This window comes from Mycobacterium sp. Soil_C_30, assembly GCF_057656995.1.
This window is the reverse complement of the sequence record NZ_JBDGJH010000023.1, coordinates 64,710-81,257: the sequence shown is the minus strand read 5'-3', so window position 1 is coordinate 81,257 and position 16,548 is coordinate 64,710. Positions and strand designations below refer to the sequence as shown.

16 protein-coding genes are annotated in these 16,548 nt (G+C 66.6%); 9 read left to right on the top strand and 7 right to left on the bottom strand.

What is annotated here, in order from left to right; all coding sequences use genetic code 11:
* The first annotated feature begins 236 nt into the window (after positions 1–236).
* The 3 genes from AC3A6P_RS29990 to AC3A6P_RS29980 all read left to right on the top strand — a co-directional run bounded on the left by AC3A6P_RS29990 (position 237) and on the right by AC3A6P_RS29980 (position 5,040).
* The gene (locus AC3A6P_RS29990; protein ID WP_487696020.1) at positions 237–2,351 is read left to right on the top strand and encodes an acyl-CoA dehydrogenase family protein; all 2,115 of its coding nucleotides are present in this window, start codon (positions 237–239) and stop codon (positions 2,349–2,351) included.
* Between the two features lie 24 nt (positions 2,352–2,375).
* Positions 2,376–2,996 (top strand): TetR/AcrR family transcriptional regulator, encoded by a 621-nt coding sequence (locus AC3A6P_RS29985; protein WP_487696019.1) that lies wholly within the window; start codon positions 2,376–2,378, stop codon positions 2,994–2,996.
* A gap of 76 nt (positions 2,997–3,072) precedes the next feature.
* Complete coding sequence (locus AC3A6P_RS29980) at positions 3,073–5,040, top strand: prolyl oligopeptidase family serine peptidase (protein WP_487696018.1); 1,968 nt, start codon at positions 3,073–3,075, stop codon at positions 5,038–5,040.
* On the opposite strand, the gene AC3A6P_RS29975 is transcribed toward AC3A6P_RS29980, so the two are convergent.
* Both AC3A6P_RS29975 and AC3A6P_RS29970 read right to left on the bottom strand, forming a co-directional pair.
* A complete protein-coding gene (locus AC3A6P_RS29975) occupies positions 5,037–5,609 on the bottom strand; it encodes a hypothetical protein (RefSeq protein ID WP_487696017.1) in 573 nt (190 codons plus the stop codon). The two genes, AC3A6P_RS29980 and AC3A6P_RS29975, sit on opposite strands and share 4 nt — an antisense overlap.
* A 21-nt stretch (positions 5,610–5,630) precedes the next feature.
* Positions 5,631–6,695 carry a 2Fe-2S iron-sulfur cluster-binding protein gene (locus AC3A6P_RS29970; protein ID WP_487696016.1) on the bottom strand — a complete coding sequence of 355 codons (1,065 nt, stop codon included), beginning with the start codon at positions 6,693–6,695 and terminating at the stop codon, positions 5,631–5,633.
* A 160-nt stretch (positions 6,696–6,855) separates the two neighbouring features.
* On the opposite strand from AC3A6P_RS29970, the gene hsaA reads away from it, so the two are divergent.
* Genes hsaA through hsaB form a run of 4 tightly spaced genes read left to right on the top strand, consistent with a single transcriptional unit; the run spans position 6,856 to position 10,413 of the window.
* Positions 6,856–8,040 (top strand): 3-hydroxy-9,10-secoandrosta-1,3,5(10)-triene-9,17-dione monooxygenase oxygenase subunit, encoded by a 1,185-nt coding sequence (gene hsaA, locus AC3A6P_RS29965; protein ID WP_487696015.1) that lies wholly within the window; start codon positions 6,856–6,858, stop codon positions 8,038–8,040.
* A 3-nt stretch (positions 8,041–8,043) separates the two neighbouring features.
* The gene (gene hsaD / locus AC3A6P_RS29960) at positions 8,044–8,934 is read left to right on the top strand and encodes a 4,5:9,10-diseco-3-hydroxy-5,9,17-trioxoandrosta-1(10),2-diene-4-oate hydrolase (protein WP_487696014.1); all 891 of its coding nucleotides are present in this window, start codon (positions 8,044–8,046) and stop codon (positions 8,932–8,934) included.
* Entirely contained in the window at positions 8,931–9,830 is a 900-nt protein-coding gene (hsaC, locus tag AC3A6P_RS29955; protein WP_487696013.1) for an iron-dependent extradiol dioxygenase HsaC, read from the top strand. The genes hsaD and hsaC overlap by 4 nt, the downstream gene beginning before the upstream one ends.
* A gap of 16 nt (positions 9,831–9,846) precedes the next feature.
* Complete coding sequence (gene hsaB, locus AC3A6P_RS29950) at positions 9,847–10,413, top strand: 3-hydroxy-9,10-secoandrosta-1,3,5(10)-triene-9,17-dione monooxygenase reductase subunit (protein WP_487696012.1); 567 nt, start codon at positions 9,847–9,849, stop codon at positions 10,411–10,413.
* 64 nt (positions 10,414–10,477) lie between these two features.
* Here hsaB and AC3A6P_RS29945 read toward each other — a convergent pair whose 3' ends face one another.
* Genes AC3A6P_RS29945 through AC3A6P_RS29930 form a run of 4 tightly spaced genes read right to left on the bottom strand, consistent with a single transcriptional unit; the run spans position 10,478 to position 13,259 of the window.
* The gene (locus tag AC3A6P_RS29945; protein WP_487696011.1) at positions 10,478–10,714 is read right to left on the bottom strand and encodes a fibronectin-binding protein; all 237 of its coding nucleotides are present in this window, start codon (positions 10,712–10,714) and stop codon (positions 10,478–10,480) included.
* A 9-nt stretch (positions 10,715–10,723) separates the two neighbouring features.
* Positions 10,724–11,494 (bottom strand): alpha/beta hydrolase, encoded by a 771-nt coding sequence (locus AC3A6P_RS29940; protein ID WP_487696010.1) that lies wholly within the window; start codon positions 11,492–11,494, stop codon positions 10,724–10,726.
* A 44-nt stretch (positions 11,495–11,538) separates the two neighbouring features.
* On the bottom strand, positions 11,539–12,309 hold the full coding sequence (locus AC3A6P_RS29935) for an alpha/beta fold hydrolase (RefSeq protein WP_487696009.1): 771 nt from the start codon (positions 12,307–12,309) through the stop codon (positions 11,539–11,541).
* Positions 12,306–13,259: a LysR family transcriptional regulator gene (locus AC3A6P_RS29930; protein WP_487696008.1), complete on the bottom strand. Its 954-nt coding sequence runs from the start codon at positions 13,257–13,259 to the stop codon at positions 12,306–12,308. Before AC3A6P_RS29930 ends, AC3A6P_RS29935 begins: the two co-directional genes overlap by 4 nt.
* 68 nt (positions 13,260–13,327) lie before the next feature.
* Here AC3A6P_RS29930 and AC3A6P_RS29925 point away from each other — a divergent pair, with 68 nt between their 5' ends.
* Both AC3A6P_RS29925 and AC3A6P_RS29920 read left to right on the top strand, forming a co-directional pair.
* A complete protein-coding gene (locus AC3A6P_RS29925) occupies positions 13,328–14,674 on the top strand; it encodes an MFS transporter (RefSeq protein WP_487696007.1) in 1,347 nt (448 codons plus the stop codon).
* Positions 14,671–15,417 (top strand): 3-hydroxybutyrate dehydrogenase, encoded by a 747-nt coding sequence (locus AC3A6P_RS29920; protein WP_487696006.1) that lies wholly within the window; start codon positions 14,671–14,673, stop codon positions 15,415–15,417. The genes AC3A6P_RS29925 and AC3A6P_RS29920 overlap by 4 nt, the downstream gene beginning before the upstream one ends.
* Positions 15,418–15,423: 6 nt before the next feature.
* Here the strand turns inward: AC3A6P_RS29920 and AC3A6P_RS29915 are convergent, their stop codons facing one another.
* The gene (locus AC3A6P_RS29915; RefSeq protein ID WP_487696068.1) at positions 15,424–16,536 is read right to left on the bottom strand and encodes a pyridoxal phosphate-dependent aminotransferase; all 1,113 of its coding nucleotides are present in this window, start codon (positions 16,534–16,536) and stop codon (positions 15,424–15,426) included.
* Positions 16,537–16,548 lie beyond the last annotated feature (12 nt).

The following is a 16,548-nucleotide window of genomic DNA, read 5'->3' as shown; positions in this document are numbered from 1 at the left end:
TTTGCGCTGGCATAGAGGCCTGGGACATGCGGCCGACAGCTCCTTCTTCTCACGTATCGATTGAAACGATACGCATCGCGGACTTGAAATTCTCACCCCCGCGCCCCCGAGACATCCGTGAGAGTCGTCTGTGTACTGCTGCAACAGTGGTCGACTTGACGTGCGATCACTGGCACTATTAGAACACGTTCTAGTGGGCCGCACCGGTCAACTGCTGCGAAACCAAGGAGTGTGCGGTGTCTGGAGTTTCTGGCGCGGGAGCGGCCGAACAGTTAGCTGCGCGGGAGCTTGTGCGTAGCTGGGCGGCCAGTTCCGGCGCCATCGCGGCCATCCGTGACATCGAGCAGGGCAAGCCGGACGCGTGGCGGCCGGTGTTCGCCGGCCTGACGGAACTGGGGCTGTTCAGCGTGGCGGTTCCGGAAGGGGCCGGTGGTGCCGGCGGCAGCATCGGTGACCTGTGCGCCATGATCGACGAAGCTGCTGCCGCGCTGGTACCCGGTCCCGTCGCCCCGACGGCGGTGGCCACCCTGGTGGTCGAGGACGCAACGCTGCTGGAAGCCCTGGCCGGCGGCGACCGTGCCGCCGCGCTGGCCTTGACGGCCGACCTCACGCTGGAGGACGGCACCGTCTCCGGCAGCGTCGACCACGTGCTCGGCGCGGACGCCGACGCCGTGCTGCTGGTGCCCGCCGGGAGCCAGTGGGTCCTGGTGGACGCGCGCGCGGGCGGGGTGGACGTCGAGTTGCTGACGCCCACCGACTTCTCCCGCCAACTCGGCCGGGTCACGCTGACATCGGCTCCGGCCACCCCGCTGTCGGTCTCGGCCACCCGGTTTCGCGACCTGGTTGCCACGGTGTTCGCCGCCGAGGCGGCGGGCATCGCGCGCTACGCGCTGACCACAGCGACCGAGTACGCCAAAGTGCGGGAACAGTTCGGCAAGCCGATCGGCAGCTTCCAGGCCGTCAAGCACATCTGCGCCGAGATGCTGCTGCGCTCCGAGCAAGCTGCCATCACCGCGTCCGACGCCGCGCGTGCCGCGGACGAGGCCGATCACGACCAGCTCGCCATTGCCGCGGCCGTGGCCGCCACCACGTGCATCGATGCCGCCATCCGCAACACCAAGGACTGCATCCAGGTCCTCGGCGGGATCGGTTTCACCTGGGAGCACGACGCGCATCTGTACTTCCGCCGGGCCTACGCCATCGGCCAGTTGCTGGGCGGACGCGCGGCGTGGTCGCGGCGGGTCGCCGAGTTGACCACCGCCGGGGTGCGCCGCCGGCTCGGCATCGATCTCAGCGACGTCGAGGATCAGCGGCCCGGTATCGCGGCCGAGGTCGCCGAGATCGCCGCCCTGCCCGTCGAACAACGTCAGGCCGCCCTGGCCGAGGCGGGCCTCTACGCGCCGCACTGGCCCAAGCCGTTCGGCCGCGAAGCCTCGCCCGCGGTGCAGCTGCTGATCGACGAGGAGCTGGCCTCGGCGGACGTGGACCGCCCGGACATCTCGATCGGCTGGTGGGCCGCGCCCACCATCCTCGAGCACGGCACCCCTGAGCAGATCGAGCGGTTCATCCCGGGCACGCTGTCCGGGGAGATCTACTGGTGTCAGCTGTTCTCCGAGCCGGGCGCCGGTTCCGACTTGGCCGCACTGCGCACCAAAGCCGTTCGCGCCGAGGGTGGTTGGCTGCTCACCGGACAAAAGGTGTGGACTTCCAACGCGCAGAAGGCGAATTGGGCGGTGTGTCTGGCCAGAACGAACCCGGACGCCCCGAAGCACAAGGGCATCACCTACTTCGTCGTGGACATGAGCGCTCCCGGCCTGCTGATCCGGCCGTTGCGGGAGATCACCGGCGAGGCACTGTTCAACGAGGTATTCCTCGATGACGTGTTCGTACCCGATGAACTGGTCATCGGTCCGGTCGACGGCGGGTGGCCGCTGGCCCGCACCACGCTGGCCAATGAACGTGTGGCGATGGGCGGCGGTGGCAAGCTCGACAAGGGCATGGAAGATCTGATCGGTGCCGTAGGCGATCTCGAACTGGATGTGGCCGAACAGGATTCGTTGGGACAGTTGATCGTTGCCGCGCAGATCGGGTCGCTGCTCGATCAGCGGATCGCCGAGATGGCGGTCGGGGGTAGGGATCCGGGTGCGCAGTCCAGTGTGCGCAAGCTCGTCGGCGTGCGGTACCGGCAAGCGCTGGCCGAACGGGTCATGGAGCTGACCCCCGGCGGCGGGTTAGTCGACAATCCCGAGGTGCGGTACTTCCTCAACACCCGCTGCCTGACCATCGCCGGTGGCACCGAACAGATTCTGTTGACCGTCGCCGGCGAGCGTCTGCTGGGGCTGCCGCGGTAACCTCTGGCACCCTATGCTCACACGATGCCGACCAGTGGGGGCAGTGCCACGCCACGGATGAGTCTTCGTGACCGCAATCGCCAGCAGACACGCGAAGCGATCCTGCGAGCCGCTCAGCTGCTGATGACACGCGACGGCGCCGCGGGCACGTCCATGGTGGAGGTCGCCGAGCTCGCCGGTGTCTCCGACACGACCGTCTTCAACTATTTCAAGACCAAATCCGACCTGCTCGACGCCGTGGTCGCCGAACTGGCCAGCGCCACCAACCTGGCGACGCTGCTGGCGACGCGGCCCACCGACGAAGGTCCGTTCACCGCGCTGCTCAACCTGATTCGCGACGGCGCCGACAGTGGCGCCGTGTTCGAGGCTGCCGAGACGGTGCGCTTTCTCACGGCCGTCCGATCCGATCCGGCACTGTGGGGTTCGTATCTGCGCATCAACCACGACACCGGAGAGACGCTCGCGGCTTTGTACGCCGACCGCGCCCCGGACTGGTCGGCCCTGCAGGCACGAATGGCCGCCCACGCGACGGTGGCGGCGCTGTCGGTCCTGCTTTCGGAGGTCACCGAGGAGTGGACGACGGCCGACATCGCCGAGCGTCTGGACGAGGTGTTCGTGCGGCTGGAGCGAGCCTGGCCGAAGTGAAACGCAAAACTTTGGGTGTTGACAAATAATTTGGGTCGACACAAACTTGGGCTGTCACCTCGATGGGAGGAGCCCCGTGATCGATCTGCGCACCGACAACCCCGCCGCCCTGCACTGGCAGGTGCAACGCTCCGCCGAGGCGGTGGCCGCACTGCACGCGGTCAACGGCTTCGCCGGCCTCGAAGCCTCGGTTCTGCGGTACTCGGACGCCGCGAGCAGGTGGACGCCGATCCGGGCCGGCCGATTCTGGTTTCAGCTGGCGCGCCTGGACTCCACCGCGGAACTGCCCGCGATCACTGTCCGTGACGCCGTCGACGGCCGACCGCGGATCCTGGTCGATCCGAATGGCCATATCGCAGCCGATGGGTTGCCGATCTCTCTGGGGTGGGTATCACCGTCGCCGGACGGTGCGGTGGTGGCCTACTCGATCACCGCCCAGGGCGCCGAGGTCAACGAGGTCTTCCTGGTGGACGTGGCCAGCGGTGAGCGCTTGCCCGACCAGGTGCCGTGGAACGTCTGCTTCGAGCCCTCATGGCTGCCTGATGGTTCAGGATTCTGGTGCGCCACAAGGGATGTCACAGCTGACACCGTGCGGATGCCGATTCGCCGGTTCATCCTCGGGGAGCCGGCATCGGACTGGGCGGCCCCGCTGCCGGAGGACCTGTCGTTTCCCGTTCCCAAGGTCTCCAAGGACGGTCACTACGTCGCCGTCGTCACCGGCAACACCGAGGTGCGTGTCGACCATCTCATCACCAAAGATCTTCAGGTGATGCGTGTGTTCGAAGGGGTGCCCGGCGTTTTCCGCTGTGTCATCGCCGACGAGATGATCTACGCGCTCACCGACAACGACGCGCCGCGCAACCGCATCGTGCGCGTCCCGCTCGGCACCTCCGGCGATCCAGGTACCTGGTCGGAGCTGCTAGCCGAAAGTGCGGACACCGTGCTCGATTTCGAGATCTTCGGCGACACGATGGTAGTGGCGAGCCTACGTGAGTGCAGCGCGGCGATCGACGTCATCGACCTGTCCACCGGCGAGCGCACCGAAGTGCCGTTGCCCGGACGGGGCGGGGTGGGAGCGGTAACCGAGCGGGCCGCTCACCCGGCCCTGCCGGCGTTCGCGCGTGGTACCGACGAGCTGACGTTCCTGTACTCCGACCTCGCCACCTCGCCGGGGATCTACCGCTACCAACTCGGCGATCGACGGCTGGAATGCCTGGAGGCCCCGGCGTTGGTCCTGGAGAACATGACCGTCCGCTACCTCACCGCGGTCTCCGCGGACGGCGTTGAGATCCCGGCACACGTCATCCATCGCGCCGACCTCGACTTGACCCGGCCGAACCCGACGTTCCTGACCGGCTACGGCGGTTTCCGTCTGGCGAATCTGCCCGCGTACGTCAACGGCCATGCCGCCTGGCTGGAGGCCGGCGGTATCTACGTTCTGGCACATCTGCGCGGCGGCGGTGAGTACGGTGCCGATTGGTGGCGTGCCGGTCACCGCGATCAGAAACAGAACACCTTCAACGACTTCTACGCTGTGGCCGAGAAACTCATCGAGCTGGGCTGGACCAGCAGTGAGCACCTCGCGATCTACGGCGCCAGCAACGGCGGCCTGCTCACCGCGGTCGCGTTGACGCAGCGCCCCGACCTGTGGGCCGCGGTGGTGTCGGATGTGCCGATCACCGACCTGGTCAACATGGACCGCTCTGCACTGACCTACGCCATCGGTCGCGACGAGTACGGCGACCCGAGGATCCCCGCGGAGCGGAGCTGGATGGAGGCCATCGACCCGGTGGTCAACGCACAACCTGCCGACTACCCGCCGACGTTGGTGATCGCCGGCGCCAACGACCCGCGCTGCCCGGCCGGCCATGCGCGGTTACTCGTCGACAAGCTCGACAGTGTGCACTCCGGCGACGCGCCGATCCTGCTGCGGGTGCACGCCGATCAGGGCCACGGTGCGCAGGGGGCCATCGAGTCCGCCCGGCGGCTCACCGAAATCCTCGCGTTCTGTGCGACGCACACGGGGCTCGAGCTGCGCTTCTAGAACGAAGTCTGGCCGCACGCCCCGCGGGTGGTGACGTTGTGCCCGCCGTAGACGACCTGGATCTGGGAGCAGACGATGAAGTCGGCAGCGGTGTTGGGCCGGCCGGTCTTCCAATCGGTGGGCACCGAACTGCCGTCCACGCGGAACCGCTCCAGTGGCCCACCGCCGAAATAGGTCACCGAGATCTCGACACCGCTCGGGTTCTTCAGCATCCGGGACAGAACGTTGTTGTGGTTGGCGCCCTTGGTCTCTCGTGGCATTCCGGCCGGAGCGCTGTACTCGGCTTCCTGCCAGACATTGCGATCGTTGCTGCGCAGGGTGATGGTCTGCCGGGCCCAGAAGTCGCCGGGAAATCCCGTTGGCCCGGTGGGTGTCATCAGGTTGGCCTGGGTGTCGAAGTAACACCTGGCTTCGGCGGGCACGCAGTTGGCGTTGACATGCATTTCCACCTGGGTTGCCGCGTCGACCGGGAAGGACGACATCCCCGAATCGGAGGCGGCGCCGGCCGACGCGGGCTGCGCGAGCATGACCGCAGCAAGCGCCGCGGGAATCGCCAAGAGCCGCTTCATCTGCACGAAACTATCCCGTCGTCATTCGTCGTAGGTCACTTCGACGGAATCCGATGCCGGCAGCGCCTGGCAACCCAGGATCAGCCCCTCTTCGAGATCCGACGGTTCCAGGACATCGTTGATCTCCATGCTGACCTCGCCGCTCTTCTTCAACACCGCGCACGCGCCGCAGTGGCCCTCGCGGCAGGAGAACGGCGCATCGAGGCCTTTGTTCAGCAGCACATCGAGCAGCTTGGCATTGCGCGGCCAACTGAGCTCATGGGTCGTGCCGTCCAACGTCACCACAGCGGTGGCCGGCGCCTCTGCGCCCTCTTCGGGTTCCTCGAGCTCGACCGCGGCAAAAGGATCGGTGTCCAGGGAACGGAACACCTCGATGTGGACCTGCTGGTCGGGCATCCCGAGGGCCCGCAGCGCCTCCTCTGCGGCAGCCATGAACGGGCCGGGCCCGCAGATGAACGCCTGCCGCGAGGTGTGCGGGTCCGCCAACCGCGTCAGCGCCGCGACAGAGGGCAGGCCCTGCACCGACTCCAGCCAGTGGATCACTGACAGCCGGTCGGGGTATTTCGCCGCCAGTTCACGCAACTCCTCCGCGAAGATCACCGATTTCTCGTCGCGGTTGGCGTACAGGAGGGTCACCTGTCCGTCGCCCTCCGACAGCGCGGACTTGCAGATCGCCATCATCGGGGTGATACCGCTGCCCGCGGCGATCAGCAGGAAATCGCCGTCGAGCGACTTGGGCACGAACGTGCCCGACGGGGCGAGCACGTGCATCTTCATCCCGGCGTGTGCGTTGTCGCAGAGCCAGTTCGAAGCGTATCCCTCGACGGTGCGTTTGACGGTGACGGTCAGTGCGGAGTCGGTGTGCGGAGAGCTGCACAGCGAGTAGCAGCGTGCCACCGATCCGGTGCGGTCGCTGGGTACTCGCAGAGTCAAGAACTGGCCGGGGGTGTACCGCAACCGTTCCACCGGTACGTCGGCACCGTCGGGGACCTTGAACACCAACGACCGGGCATCCTCGGTCTCGGCGATGACGTCGGCGATCTCGAGCTCCAGTACATGGCTGCCGAGCGGCTCGTCCGTCGCCACTGCACCCTCCTCATCGCCGGGTAATAACTAGAACAGGTTACAGAAATGCACCTTCGCAGGTCCAGCCGCTGCACGTGCACGGTTCTCGACACAAATCGTAACGTGTTCTAGTCTTGGTCCCAGATGTTTACGGGTCCCGCACCCCTCGGGAGGAAATGCAGTGACTTCCATTCAACAACGTGACGCGCAGTCGGTCTTGGCCGGTATCGACGATCTGCTCCCCCTGATCGCCAAACGCGCCCAAGCTGCCGAAGAACTCCGCCGGCTGCCCGACGACACCATCAACGACCTCAATGAGGTGGGTTTCTTCAAACTGCTGCAACCCGAGCAGTGGGGTGGCTTCCAGGCGGATCCGGCACTGTTCTACGAAGCCGTCCGACGACTGGCCACCGCGTGTGGGTCCACCGGCTGGGTCTCATCGATCATCGGCGTGCACAACTGGCACCTCGCGCTGTTCGATCAGCAGGCCCAGGAAGAAGTCTGGGGTGATGATCCGACGGTCAGGGTCTCCTCGTCCTACGCTCCCATGGGCGCCGGTGAGGTGGTCGACGGCGGGTACAAGGTCAGTGGCGCCTGGCAGTGGTCGTCGGGGTGCGACCACGCGGTGTGGGCATTCCTGGGCGGCCCGGTGATCAAGGATGGGCGGCCGGTCGACTTCGGCAGCTTCCTGATCCCGCGCACCGACTACCGGATTGACGACGTGTGGAATGTCGTGGGACTCAAAGCGACTGGTAGCAACACCGTGGTGGTCAAGGACGTCTTCGTACCGCGCCACCGCTTCCTGTCCTACAAGGCGATGAACGACGGCACCGCGGGCGGCTATCAGCAGAACACCGCGCCGGTATACAAGATGCCTTGGGGCACAATGCATCCCACGACCATTTCGGCGCCCATCGTCGGAATGGCCTACGGGGCCTACGACGCGCACGTCGAGCATCAGGGCAAGCGCGTGCGGGCGGCGTTCGCGGGAGAGAAGTCGAAGGACGATCCGTTTGCCAAGATCCGCATCGCCGAGGCGGCCAGCGACATCGACGCCGCCTGGCGTCAGCTGTCCGGCAATGTCAGCGACGAGTACGCGTTGCTGAGCGCGGGCAAAGACATTCCGTTCAGCCTGCGCGCCCGCGCCCGTCGCGACCAGGTGCGTGCCACCGCGCGCGCCATCGCCTCGATCGACCTGCTGTTCGAGGCCTCCGGTGCCACCGCGCTGAACCTGGATCAGCCCGTGCAGCGATTCTGGCGCGACGCCCACGCCGGCCGGGTGCATGCCGCCAACGAACCCGAGCGGGCGTACCTGATCTTCGGTAACGACGAGTTCGGTCTCCCGCCCGCAGACACGATGGTCTGAGCCATGACGTCCTTCGCCGCCGAAGCCGCCCAGCAGCAAGAGATCACCTTCGAGTCCACCTCGCGGTATGCGCAGGTCCGGGAGGACATGAAGCTGCACTACCACGAAGCGGGAGTGGGCAATTCGCAAACGGTGGTGCTCTTGCACGGGGGTGGTCCCGGTGCCTCGAGCTGGTCGAACTTCAGCCGCAACATCGCGGTGCTGGCCAAGCACTTCCACGTCCTGGCCGTCGACCAGCCCGGCTACGGCTTGTCCGACAAGCACACCGAGCACGAGCAGTACAACCGCTACAGCGCCACCGCGCTGCTGAACCTGTTCGATCATCTGGGCATCGAGCGAGCCGCGCTGGTCGGCAATTCACTCGGCGGGGGCACGGCGGTGCGTTTCGCTCTGGACAACCCGAAGCGGGCCGGCCGGTTGGTGTTGATGGGGCCCGGCGGACTGAGTGTCAACCTGTTCGCCCCCGACCCCACCGAGGGCGTCAAGCTGCTGGGCCGGTTCGCCCAGGACCCGACGCGCGAGAACATCGAGAAGTTCCTGCGCATCATGGTGTTCGATCAAGGCCTGATCACTCCCGAGTTGGTCGAGGAGCGGTTCCAGATCGCCAGCACCCCCGAATCGCTGGCCGCCACCAAGGCGATGGGCAAGTCGTTCGCCGGACCTGATTTCGAGCTCGGCATGATGTGGCGCGAGGTGTACAAGCTGCGCCAGCGGGTGCTCCTCATCTGGGGGCGCGAGGACAGGGTGAACCCGCTCGACGGTGCGCTGGTGGCGCTCAAGCAGATTCCGCGCGTTCAGCTGCACGTGTTCGGACAGTGCGGACACTGGGCGCAGCTGGAGAAGTTCGACGAATTCAACAAGCTCACCATCGATTTCCTGGGAGCCGAGTCATGACGATCAGATCGCTTGGGTATCTGCGCATCGAGTCCACCGATGTCGCTGCGTGGCGTGAATACGGCTTGAAGGTCCTCGGTATGGTCGAGGGCAAGGGGGAGACCGATGGGGCGCTGTATCTGCGGATGGACGAATTCCCGGCCCGCCTGATCATCGTGCCCGGTGAGCACGACCGCCTCCTGGAATCCGGCTGGGAGACCGCGAATGCCGCGGCACTGCAGGACATTCGGCAACGCCTGGACGTCGAGGGCACCCCCTACAAGGAGGCCACCGCAACGCAGCTGGCCGACCGTCGCGTGGACGAGATGATCATCTTCGACGACCCGTCGGGCAACACGCTCGAGGTCTTCCACGGAGTGGCGCTCGAGCACCGCCGGGTGGTCAGCCCCTACGGACACACGTTCGTCACCGAGGAGCAAGGGCTCGGCCATGTCGTCCTGACCACCCGTGACGACGCCGAGACGCTGCACTTCTACCGCGACGTGCTGGGCTTCTTCTTGCGCGACTCGATGAAGCTGCCTCCTCAGCTGGTGGGCCGGCCCGCCGACGGTGCGCCGGCCTGGCTGCGCTTCCTCGGTGTCAATCCTCGCCATCACAGCCTCGCGTTCATGCCGGGGGAGACGCCCAGCGGAATCGTCCATCTGATGGTCGAGGTGGGTGAAGCCGACGACGTGGGCCTGTGCCTGGACCGTGCGCTGCGACGCAAGGTGAAGATGTCTGCCACCCTTGGCCGGCACGTCAACGACAAGATGCTGTCGTTCTACATGAAGACACCCGGCGGGTTCGACATCGAGTTCGGCTGCGAGGGGCTCGAAGTCGACGACGACAACTGGGTGGCCCGCGAGAGCACCGCGGTCAGCCTGTGGGGGCACGACTTCAGCGTCGGCTTCAAGTAGCCACGGCTTTCTCCTGATGAGCACACCGGGGATCGACCCACGGACGTTCCGCCACGTCCTGGGGCAGTTCTGCACGGGCATCACGATCATCACCACCGTCACCGACGAGCAGCCCATCGGTTTCGCCTGCCAGTCGTTCGCCGCGCTGTCCCTAGATCCGCCGCTGGTGCTGTTCTGCCCCACCAAGGTCTCGCGCTCCTGGCAGGCGATCGAGGCCAGCGGCCAGTTCTGTGTCAACATCCTGACCGAGAAGCAGAAGCAGGTCTCGGCACGCTTCGGCTCGAAGGAGCCGGACAAGTTCGCCGGAATCGACTGGCGCCCAGGAAAATTGGGATCGCCGATCATCGAGGGAGCGTTGGCGCACATCGAGTGCACGGTGGCGTCGGTGCACGACGGCGGCGATCACTTCGTGGTGTTCGGCTCGGTGCACTCCCTCTCGGAGGTGCCGAAGGTCAAACCGCGGCCGTTGCTGTTCTACCGCGGCGAGTACACCGGTATCGAGCCCGACAAGAATTCTCCCGCGCAGTGGCGTGACGATCTGGAGGCGTTTATCACCGCCACCACACCCGACACCTGGCTCTAGTCCGGTCGACGAGCCGGCGAGGGACGAGTCGGGGAGAGAGGGCCGGACTGAAGGAAGTAGCCGGTCAGATGCACCCCAGCGCGCACGGGTCGGCCACCTGATCCTCGGGCAGCGAGTTCGCCGGCGGCACATCGTGGGTCAGGTCGATATCGCCTTCAAGGCCGGGCGCGATGGGCAGCAGGCTGCACAGGAATGACAGGCCGAACTCGCACGGCGGCATCGGCTCGGCCGACACAGGAGCGGCCAGCACGCCGCCGATCAGCGCGCACGCGCCGGTGAGGATGCCAATCCGTCGCAGCATCCGGCGAGCTTAGCCCACCACCCGGTCGATGAACTCGATGATGGTGGCGGCCACCTCCTGGTGCACCGACTCGTTCAGGATGTCGTGGCGGCCGCCGGGGAACTCCACCAGTTCCAATGCGTCGATCTGGTCGGCGTACGCCCGGACCGCGCCCACCGGTGCGATCGCGTCGATCGAGCCGTGCACCGCCAGCGTCGGCACCGTCAGAGCCGGCAGCGTCGAGCCGAGGCTGTCCCAGATGGTGTCGAGTGCGCGGGCCAGCGCGCCGCCGTCGGCATCTTCGAATCCCAGCGGGTCGTTCTCAAGCGCGTCGAGGTAGAACGGGTCCGTCGACAACAACGCCAGATCGAGTTCGAAACTGGTGTTCGCATCAAGCAGCTCGGGGACCGGCACCAGAGGGGCGCCGGAAACCACCGCGGCGACATACCGGTCCGGCTTGTCCAACAGGATCGACAACGACACCGCCGCGCCGAACGAATGCCCCTGCAAGACAAGGGGAATCCCCGGGGTTGCCTCCTCGGCCAGCCCCGTCAGCTGCTCGGCCAGCCTCGCACTGTCTGCGATGCGGCCGAAGTTCCCGCGCTCGCCCGGGCTCAGCCCGTGACCCAACTGGTCCACGGCCCAGAGGTCGAGCCCCGCGGCGTTGAGTGTGAAGCCCAGCCGGTGATACAGCGAGGTGTTCTCGCCGAAGCCGTGCAGGAAGACCACCGCGGCGCGCGGGTCAGTGGCAGCCCAGTGCCGGTAGTAGAACCGGCCGTGATCAGAGTCGAAATGCGGCATGCACCGACTGCACCAGGCGACCGGTGGCACCGCAAGACTTCGGCTCAGGAAGACCCGGTGGAATCCAGGATCAGCCGTACGGTCTCGGCGGGCTGATCCCAATGCGGAAAATGCCCGGAGCGGGAGAACCAGTGCAGCCGGGCATCCGGAAACAACTCCAGAGCCCGCGCGGCCTGGCGGGGAAATGTCACCCGGTCCTTGCGGCCCCACCCGATCACCACGCGGTCGTGCACGGGCCCGCCCTGTTGTCGAGGGCCGTGCACCAGTGCGCGCAGCGCGTCGCGGATACTCGGTGACGAGGCGAAATTGCGCAGTTCCTGCAGCACCAGATCCGAACTCAGGGCCCACGGCCTGGCGGAGAACTGCGTCAGCAGAGCGGTGCGTCCCACCGCGTTGCTCACCAGGGCCGGCAGCAGCGGTTGGATGTGGCGCACCAACGCGATCGACGGCATGACCGTCGCCCCGAAATAGCGGACCTCGGCCTCGGACCAGAAACCGCCCGGGTTCAGAGCCACCACGGCGCCGCGGTGCCCGCGCCGGGCCAGGTCCAGCGCCATCCGCGCACCCATCGAGCTACCGACGACGTCTACATCAGGCAACCCCTGATCGGTGATGAACTGCTCGACGGCATCGGTGAGCGAGGCGATCGTCACCTCGCCGGCCAGCGGGGGACTGTTACCGAAGCCGGGCAGGTCCACGGCGAAAACCTCGCGTTCCCGGGCCAGTGCGGGAACAACAGGATCCCAGTTGTGCAGGTGGGAGATGCCGTGAATGAGCAGGAGCGGAGCGCCCGAACCGGTGCGCAGATATTTCATGAACCCCTGATACCCAGCAGCACGTCGTGTTGTTCGTGCACACGGGCGCGAATCGCGTCGACAAACGCACCGACCTCGGGCCTGCGCAGCGTTTCGGCGCGGGCCACCAGCCAATAGCTGAGCTGAATCGCCACTGTGCGGGTCAGCACCCGCGTCAGGTCTTCGTGCCGGTCTGCCATGAAGCAGGGCAGCAGCCCCAGACCCGCGGCGGCCCGGGTGGCCTCGACATGCACGAACACGTTGGTGGAGGAGACCGATTCCCGCATGACCGGGGCGAAGGTGCGGGCCAGGTCCAGGTCATCGACCTGCAGCATGGAGTCGATGAAGTAGATCAGCCGATGCTCGGTCAGGTCGGCGACGGACTCCGGTACGCCGCGGGCGGCCAGGTACTCGGTCGCGCCGTAGAGCCCGAGCCGGTAGTCGCCCAGGGGGATGGCCTGCGCGCGGTGCACCTGTGGCTCGCCCACCACCACCTCGATGTCGAGGCCGGAACGCTGCTGGGTGGCTCGACGGGTGGCCGCGACGATCTCGACGGCGATACCCGGATGGCGACGTTGCACGGCGGCCGCCGCCGGTGCGGCGATGTAGGCGCTGAAACCGTCGGTCGCCGACATCCGCACCACGCCTTCCAGCGTGCGCTCGGCGCCGTCGGGTGCTGACAGTGACCGCACCGCCGACTCGACCGTCTCGGCGGCGGCCAGCGCTTGGCGCCCCAGTTCGGTGAGCTCCCAGCTGCCGGCGACCCGGGCCAGGACCCGGCCACCCAGTCCCTGTTCCAGGGCTCCGATGCGGCGGGCGATCGTGGTGTGGTTCAGCCCGAGTTCGTCGGCGGCGGATATGTAGCGGCCGGTGCGGCCGACCGCGAGCAGGATCAGCAGATCGTCGGCATTGATGCGCTGCGTGCCAGGCATTTCTGCATTTTTGCAGATTGTTGGTGCGGGTTTGGTCATTGCGGAGAGGGGAACCTGCATCAATACTCAGCAGAGTTTGTGGTGGGCATCACAGTGAGGGAGATGGGATGAGCCAGCCGATATCAACCGGCCTGCGTCGCGTGGTCGCGGCGTCCATGGCCGGCACCGTTGTGGAGTGGTACGAGTTCTTCCTGTACGGCACCGCGGCCACTCTGGTGTTCAGCAAGGTGTTCTTCTCGGAGACCACCAGTGAGCTCAACGCCATCTTCCTGGCATTCGCCACCTACGCCGTCGGCTTCATCGCGCGGCCGCTCGGCGGTGTGGTGTTCGGGCATTACGGCGACAAGTACGGCCGCAAGAAGCTGCTGCAGTTCAGCTTGATCCTGGTGGGCGCAGCCACCTTCCTGATGGGGTGTCTGCCCACGTACGGCCAGATCGGCTACTGGGCGCCGGGGTTGCTGGTGGCGCTGCGGTTCATCCAGGGCTTCGCAGTGGGCGGCGAATGGGGTGGTGCCGTCCTGCTGGTCGCCGAACACAGCCCGGACAAACAGCGTGGCTTCTGGGCCAGCTGGCCGCAGGCGGGTGTGCCCGCAGGCAACCTGTTGGCCACCGTCGTCCTGTTGGTGCTGACGTCCACGTTGTCGGATGCGGCGTTCCTGTCCTGGGGCTGGCGGGTTGCGTTCTGGCTGTCGGCCGTCGTCGTGCTCGTCGGCTACTACATCCGCACCAAGGTCACCGACGCACCGATCTTCGTCCAGGCGCAGGAAGAGGCAGAACGGATCAAGTCGACGTCGTTCAGTGTCGTCGAGGTGCTCAAGCGTTACCCGCGGGGCGTTTTCACCGCGATGGGCCTGCGTTTCGGCGAGAACATCATGTACTACCTGGTGGTCACGTTCACCATCACCTACCTCAAGGTGCAGGTGGGCGCCGACACCTCGTCGATCCTGTGGTACCTGCTGGTGGCGCACGCCGTGCACTTCGCGGTGGTTCCGCTCGTCGGGCACCTGGCCGACCGCTTCGGCCGGCGCCCGGTGTACATGGTCGGTGCCATCGTCGGCGCGACATGGGGCTTCTTCGCCTTCCCGATGATGGACACCGGCAACTACGTCGTCGTCACCGCCGCGGTCACCATCGGTCTGGTCTTCCACGCGCTGATGTACGCGCCGCAGCCGGCGATCATGGCCGAGATGTTCCCGACACGGATGCGCTATTCCGGTGTCTCCCTGGGCTACCAGGTGACCTCCATCGTGGCCGGCTCGCTGGCGCCGCTGATCGCCGTCAAGCTCCTGGACATCTACGACTCCTCGGTGCCGGTCGCGATCTATCTCGCCGCGGCGTGCCTGGTGACGCTGGTCGCCGTGGTGTTCGTGCGGGAGACCAACGGAATCGATCTCAAGTCGCTGGACATCGCTGACATCCAGGACGTCAAAGGTGAACCCAGGACGTACGCATGAGTGAGCTGCAGGGCAGGTCGGCACTGGTCACCGGCGGCGGCAGTGGGATCGGGGCGGCCTGTGCCCGCGAGCTCGCGACCCGCGGCGCGAAGGTCACCGTGGCCGACATCGACGAGTCGGCCGCCAAGGCCGTGGCCGACGAGATCGACGGGACCGCTTGGGCGGTGGACCTTCTCGATGTCACCGCGCTCGAAGGGCTGTCGTTGGACGTCGACGTTCTGGTCAACAACGCCGGCGTGCAGAGCATCAACCCCATCCAGGAGTTCGATCCGGCGAAGTTCCGGATGATCCAGACGTTGATGGTGGAGGCGCCGTTCCTGTTGGTCCGCGCGGCGCTGCCGCACATGTACGCCCAGGGGTTCGGCCGCGTCATCAACATCTCGTCGGTGCACGGGCTGCGTGCGAGCGAGTTCAAAGTGGCTTATGTGACCGCCAAGCACGGACTCGAGGGGCTGTCGAAAGTGACTGCGCTCGAGGGCGGTTCGCACGGGGTGACCAGCAACTGCGTCAACCCAGGTTATGTGCGGACCCCGTTGGTGACCAAGCAGATCGCCGATCAGGCGCGCACACACGGCATCGACGAGGACGAAGTGCTGTCCAAGATCCTGCTGACCGAGAGCGCCATCAAGCGCCTGGTCGAGCCGGAAGAGGTTGCCGCGCTGGTCGGTTGGCTGGCCTCGCCGGCGGCCGGGATGGTCACCGGCGCCTCCTACACGATGGACGGCGGCTGGTCGGCCCGCTAGCCGAAATCACGAAATCCAGGCTCCGATACGTGACACGGCCTCGTCGATGTCGGAGGTGGGGCCCGCGAACGACAACCGCACGTAGGACCCGCCGCGCACCGTGTCGAAGTCGATTCCCGGCGCGATCGCCACCCCCGTCTCGGCGAGCAGCTTCTCGCAGAAGCCCAGCGAGTCGTCGGTCAGATGCGACACATCGGCGTAGACATAGAAGGCACCGTCGGTCGGAGCCAGGCGGTCGATCCCCATGTGCCGCAAGCCGTTCAGCAGTCGGTCGCGATTGTTGCCATAGTGCTGCAGGTGGCTGTCGGCCTCCGCGACGGACTCCGGGGTGAACGCGGCCACCGCCGCCCGCTGGGACAGCACCGGCGGGCAGATCGTGAAGTTGCCCGTCAGCCGATCCACAGCCCGCTGCAGCGGTTTCGGCACCACCAGCCAGCCCAGCCGCCATCCCGTCATCGCGAAGTACTTCGAGAAACTGTTGACCACCACCGCATCCCGCGACGTCGTCCATGCGCAACTGGTCTGCGGCGCACCGGGATACACCAGGCCGTGGTACACCTCGTCGCTGATCAACCGCACTCCGGTGTCCGCACACCAGGTGGCGATCGCGGCCAACTCCTCGGGTGCGATCACTGTTCCGGTCGGATTGGCGGGACTGGCGACGATCACGCCGTCCAGCGGCGGATCCACCGCCGCGAGCATTTCCGTGGTGGGCTGGAACCGCGTCTCCGGTCCACAGGGAATGTCGACCACCTCGCAGCCCAGTGCCGTCAGGATGTTGCGGTAGCAGGGGTAGCCGGGGCTGGTGACCGCCACCCGGTCACCGACGTCGAAACATGCCAGGAACGCGAGCAGGAAGCCTCCGGAGGAGCCGGTGGTCACCACGACGTCCGTCGGGTCGACGTCGAGGCCGTGCGCCGTCGAGTAGGACTGCGCGATGGCCGCCCGCAGTTCGGGGATGCCCAGCGCCACGCTGTAGCCCAGCTGATCACTGTTCAGGGCGGCCACGGCCGCCGCACGCACCGGGCCGGGCGCACCCGCACTGGGCTGCCCGGCCGACAGGTTCACCAGATCACCGTGGGTGCGCTGGCGCTCCGCGGCGGCCAACCAGACGTCCATGACATAGAACGG

What these genes read in the sequence shown, in the direction of transcription:
- AC3A6P_RS29985 (WP_487696019.1), top strand. Translation starts at nt 2,376, where the DNA reads ATGCCGACCAGTGGGGGCAGTGCCACGCCACGGATGAGTCTTCGTGAC.
- AC3A6P_RS29975 (WP_487696017.1), bottom strand. Translation starts at nt 5,609, where the DNA reads ATGAAGCGGCTCTTGGCGATTCCCGCGGCGCTTGCTGCGGTCATGCTC.
- hsaD (WP_487696014.1), top strand. Translation starts at nt 8,044, where the DNA reads ATGACGTCCTTCGCCGCCGAAGCCGCCCAGCAGCAAGAGATCACCTTC.
- hsaC (WP_487696013.1), top strand. Translation starts at nt 8,931, where the DNA reads ATGACGATCAGATCGCTTGGGTATCTGCGCATCGAGTCCACCGATGTC.
- hsaB (WP_487696012.1), top strand. Translation starts at nt 9,847, where the DNA reads ATGAGCACACCGGGGATCGACCCACGGACGTTCCGCCACGTCCTGGGG.
- AC3A6P_RS29945 (WP_487696011.1), bottom strand. Translation starts at nt 10,714, where the DNA reads ATGCTGCGACGGATTGGCATCCTCACCGGCGCGTGCGCGCTGATCGGC.
- AC3A6P_RS29940 (WP_487696010.1), bottom strand. Translation starts at nt 11,494, where the DNA reads ATGCCGCATTTCGACTCTGATCACGGCCGGTTCTACTACCGGCACTGG.
- AC3A6P_RS29935 (WP_487696009.1), bottom strand. Translation starts at nt 12,309, where the DNA reads ATGAAATATCTGCGCACCGGTTCGGGCGCTCCGCTCCTGCTCATTCAC.
- AC3A6P_RS29930 (WP_487696008.1), bottom strand. Translation starts at nt 13,259, where the DNA reads ATGACCAAACCCGCACCAACAATCTGCAAAAATGCAGAAATGCCTGGC.
- AC3A6P_RS29925 (WP_487696007.1), top strand. Translation starts at nt 13,328, where the DNA reads ATGAGCCAGCCGATATCAACCGGCCTGCGTCGCGTGGTCGCGGCGTCC.
- AC3A6P_RS29920 (WP_487696006.1), top strand. Translation starts at nt 14,671, where the DNA reads ATGAGTGAGCTGCAGGGCAGGTCGGCACTGGTCACCGGCGGCGGCAGT.
- AC3A6P_RS29915 (WP_487696068.1), bottom strand. Translation starts at nt 16,536, where the DNA reads ATGGACGTCTGGTTGGCCGCCGCGGAGCGCCAGCGCACCCACGGTGAT.